This is a genomic window from Pseudomonas sp. 05T35 (genome assembly GCF_056396605.1).
The window spans coordinates 1-4074 of record NZ_JBFTLU010000418.1 but is presented as its reverse complement, the minus strand read 5'-3'; the positions used below and the strand labels follow the sequence as shown (position 1 = coordinate 4074).

General features: G+C 60.7%; 3 protein-coding genes and 1 pseudogene. All 4 read left to right on the top strand.

Going from position 1 to position 4074, the window contains the following annotated elements:
• Window positions 1–209, top strand: a pseudogene (locus tag AC1DH9_RS24295) (TIM barrel protein); the annotation flags it as partial.
• 147 nt (window positions 210–356) lie between these two features.
• Window positions 357–2288 carry a 3D-(3,5/4)-trihydroxycyclohexane-1,2-dione acylhydrolase (decyclizing) gene (iolD, locus tag AC1DH9_RS24290; RefSeq protein ID WP_427536514.1) on the top strand — a complete coding sequence of 644 codons (1932 nt, stop codon included), beginning with the start codon at window positions 357–359 and terminating at the stop codon, window positions 2286–2288.
• 34 nt (window positions 2289–2322) lie between these two features.
• Window positions 2323–3333, top strand: a complete 1011-nt coding sequence (gene iolG / locus AC1DH9_RS24285; protein ID WP_427536516.1) for a bifunctional inositol 2-dehydrogenase/D-chiro-inositol 1-dehydrogenase — start codon at window positions 2323–2325, stop codon at window positions 3331–3333.
• Between the two features lie 154 nt (window positions 3334–3487).
• Window positions 3488–4074 (top strand): sugar phosphate isomerase/epimerase family protein (locus AC1DH9_RS24280; protein WP_477808914.1); only part of this gene is annotated, 587 nt, incomplete at its 3' end.

Sequence of the window (4074 nt, the reverse complement as noted above, 5' to 3'; positions counted from 1 at the left end):
CGCCGCTGACGTCCATCCGCGATGGGCATCGGGTGCTGGTGGGCGAGGGCGACATCCTCGGCAACGCGGCGCAGATCGATACCTTGCTCAGCACCGGTTACAGCGGCTACCTGTCGTTCGAGCCGTTTGCCGACAGCGTGCACGGGCTGACGGACATCCGCCAGGCAATCGGCGCGAGCATGGATCACCTGAAGAACTCCCTGGCCTGACACCGCTTTGGGCCGAATGAAGATCAACTGTGGGAGCGAGCCTGCTCGCGATAGCGGTGTGACAGCAAGCATTGATATTGAATGTAAAACCGTCATCGCGAGCAGGCTCGCTCCCACAAGGTTTCTTCGTATATTGAAGGATCGCACATGACCACAACACGACTGACCATGGCCCAGGCCCTGGTGAAATTCCTCGACAACCAATACGTCGAGGTCGATGGGGTTCAAAGCAAATTCGTCGCCGGGATCTTCACCATTTTCGGCCACGGCAATGTGCTCGGCCTCGGCCAGGCGCTGGAGCAGGACAGCGGCGACCTGATCGTCCATCAAGGCCGCAACGAGCAGGGCATGGCCCACGCCGCCATCGGTTTTGCCAAGCAGAACCTGCGGCGCAAGATCTACGCCTGCACTTCATCGGTCGGCCCCGGTGCAGCGAACATGCTGACCGCTGCGGCGACCGCCACCGCCAACCGGATTCCCTTGCTGCTATTACCGGGTGACGTCTACGCCAGTCGCCAACCGGACCCGGTGCTGCAACAGATCGAGCAGTTCCACGACTTGAGCATCAGCACCAACGATGCCTTCAAAGCGGTGAGCAAATACTGGGACCGCATCAACCGTCCCGAACAACTGATGAGCGCGGCGATCCACGCCATGCGCGTGCTCACCGATCCGGCGGAAACCGGCGCGGTGACGCTGGCCTTGCCGCAAGACGTACAGGCCGAAGCCTACGATTACCCCGATTACTTCCTGCAAAAGCGCGTGCACCGTATCGACCGTCGCCCGGCCACCGAAGCCATGCTCGGCGATGCCGTGGCGCTACTCAAAGGCAAGCGCAAACCGCTGATCATCTGCGGCGGCGGGGTCAAATACTCGGGCGCGAATGCCGCGTTGCAGGCGTTTGCCGAACGATTCGACATTCCCTTCGCCGAGACTCAGGCCGGCAAGAGTGCGGTAGTTTCCAGTCATCCGCTGAACGTCGGCGGCATCGGCGAAACCGGTTGCCTGGCCGCGAACCTGCTGGCCAAGGAAGCCGATCTGATCATCGGCGTCGGTACCCGCTACTCGGACTTCACCACGTCGTCGAAATGGCTGTTCCAGCATCCCGAGGTGAAGTTTCTCAACCTGAATATCAGCCCTTGCGATGTGCTGAAACTCGATGGCGTGCAGGTACTGGCCGACGCCAGGTCCGGCTTGCAGGCATTGTCCGAAGCGCTGGCCGATTACCGCTCCAGTTGGGGCGATCAACCGCGTCAGGCCAAGGCACAACTGGATGAAGAAGTGGATCGGGTCTATCAGGTCGAATACCAGACCCAGGACTTCATCCCGGAAATCAACGACCACATGGACCCGGCGGTGCTGCGCGAATTCATCGAGCTGACCGGTTCCTGTCTGACCCAAAGCCGTGTGCTCGGCGTGTTGAACCAAACCCTGGCCGACGACGCGGTGATCGTCGCCGCTGCCGGCAGCTTGCCCGGCGACTTGCAACGCAGCTGGCGCAGCAAGGGCGTGAACACCTACCACGTCGAGTACGGTTATTCCTGCATGGGCTACGAGGTCAATGCCGCGCTCGGGGTGAAACTCGCGGAACCGACGCGCGAAGTCTATGCGCTGGTGGGCGACGGCTCGTACATGATGTTGCACTCGGAGTTGGCCACCTCGATTCAGGAGCGGCGCAAGATCAACGTGATCCTGCTCGACAACATGACCTTCGGCTGCATCAACAACTTGCAGATGGAACATGGCATGGACAGCTTCGGCACCGAGTTCCGTTTCCGCAACCCTGAGACCGGCAAGCTCGATGGCGGTTTTGTTCCGGTGGACTTTGCCATGAGCGCGGCGGCCTACGGCTGCAAGACCTACAAGGTCAACACCGTCGAGCAACTGCAAGCGGCCCTGGCCGATGCGCGGTTGCAAACGGTGTCGACGCTGATCGACATCAAGGTCCTGCCTAAGACCATGATCCACAAATACCTGTCCTGGTGGCGGGTGGGTGTGGCGCAAGTCTCCACCAGCGCGCGCACCGATGCGGTAGCCAAAACCCTCAATGAACGACTGGCCAAGGCCCGTCAGTACTGATTGCTCTGCCATCTCAACAGGAAGGAGTCTTCGCATGTCTTTAAAGCTAGGCGTCATCGGCACCGGCGCCATCGGTCAGGATCACATCCGTCGTTGCAGCCAGACCCTGCTCAACAGTCAGGTGGTGGCGGTTACCGATATTAATCTGCAGCAGGCGGCCAAAGTGGTTGCCGACCTGAAACTGACCGCCGAGGTGTACCCGGACGGTCACGCGCTGATCAAGGCGCCAGACGTCGAAGCGATTCTGGTCACCTCCTGGGGGCCGAGCCACGAAGAGTTCGTGCTGGCGGCGATTGCGGCGGGTAAACCGGTGTTCTGCGAGAAGCCGCTGGCGGTCACCGCCGAGGGCTGCCGCAAGATCGTCGAGGCTGAAGTGGCCCACGGCAAACGTCTGGTGCAGGTCGGTTTCATGCGCCCGTACGACGAGGGTTACCGAGCACTCAAAGCGGTGATCGACAGCGGCCAGATCGGCGAACCGCTGATGCTGCATTGCGCTCACCGCAACCCGACCGTGGGCGAAAACTACAAGACCGACATGGCGATCACCGACACGCTGATCCATGAACTGGATGTGCTGCGTTGGTTGCTCGACGACGATTACGTGTCGGTACAAGTGGTGTTCCCGCGCAAGACCAGCAAAGCCCACGCCCACCTGAAAGACCCGCAAATCGTCCTGCTGGAAACCGCCAAGGGCACGCGCATCGACGTCGAAGTCTTCGTTAACTGCCAGTACGGCTATGACATTCAGTGCGAAGTGGTGGGCGAGACCGGCATTGCCAAGCTGCCGGAGCCATCGCAGGTGCAGATGCGCAGCGGGGCCAAGTTGTCCAACGCGATTCTGATGGACTGGAAGGACCGCTTCATCGCCGCCTACGACGTTGAGTTGCAGGCCTTTATCGATGGTGTATGCGCCGGGCAGGTGGGTGGACCTTCGGCGTGGGACGGCTTTGCTGCAGCGGTGGCGGCAGATGCCTGCATCGAAGCACAGCAGAGCGGGGCGATCATCAACGTCGCACTGCCAGACCGTCCCCGTTTCTACGGCTGACCACAATCCAATGTGGGAGCGAGCCTGCTCCGGGCGGCGATCCGACGATTGCGATTGGACAGTCACATAGATGTTGGATGTGCTGCCGCCATCGCGAGCAGGCTCGCTCCCACAAGAGGGCAAGGCTCAGGCCTTGGTTAAGGAGAACAACAAAATGCGCATTGCACTAGACCCCTACATGTACCGCACTCTGTCCCTGGGCAAGATGGTCGACAAGGTCGCCGAGCTCGGTTACGAGCACATCGAGCTTTCACCCCGGGAAGATTTCCTGCCGTTCTACAAGGCCCCGCGTGTCGACAAGGCGCGGATCAAGGAGTTTCGCAAAGCCCTGAGCGACACCGGAGTGAAGCTCTCGTCCTTGCTCCCGATGTACCACTGGGCTGCCGCCGATGAAGGCTTGCGAGTGGCGGCGGTGCGCAACTGGAAGCGCGCAATCCAGATCGCCGTTGAGATGGACTGTGAGCTGGTCAACACCGAGTTCACCGGTCAGTCGGACAACCCGCTGGTCTGCGAGAACCAGTTMATGCGTTCCATGGACGAGCTGATTCCCGAGTTTGAACGCGAAGGCATCAAGCTCGATATCCAGGCGCATCCGTATGACTTCTGCGAGCGCAATAACGAGTCGGTCGACATCATTCGCGGCCTTGATCGCGACTGGATCAACTACCTCTACGCGGCGCCGCACACCTTCTTCTACGACGACGGCAAAGGCGACATCGCCTCGATGCTCAGGTACGCGGG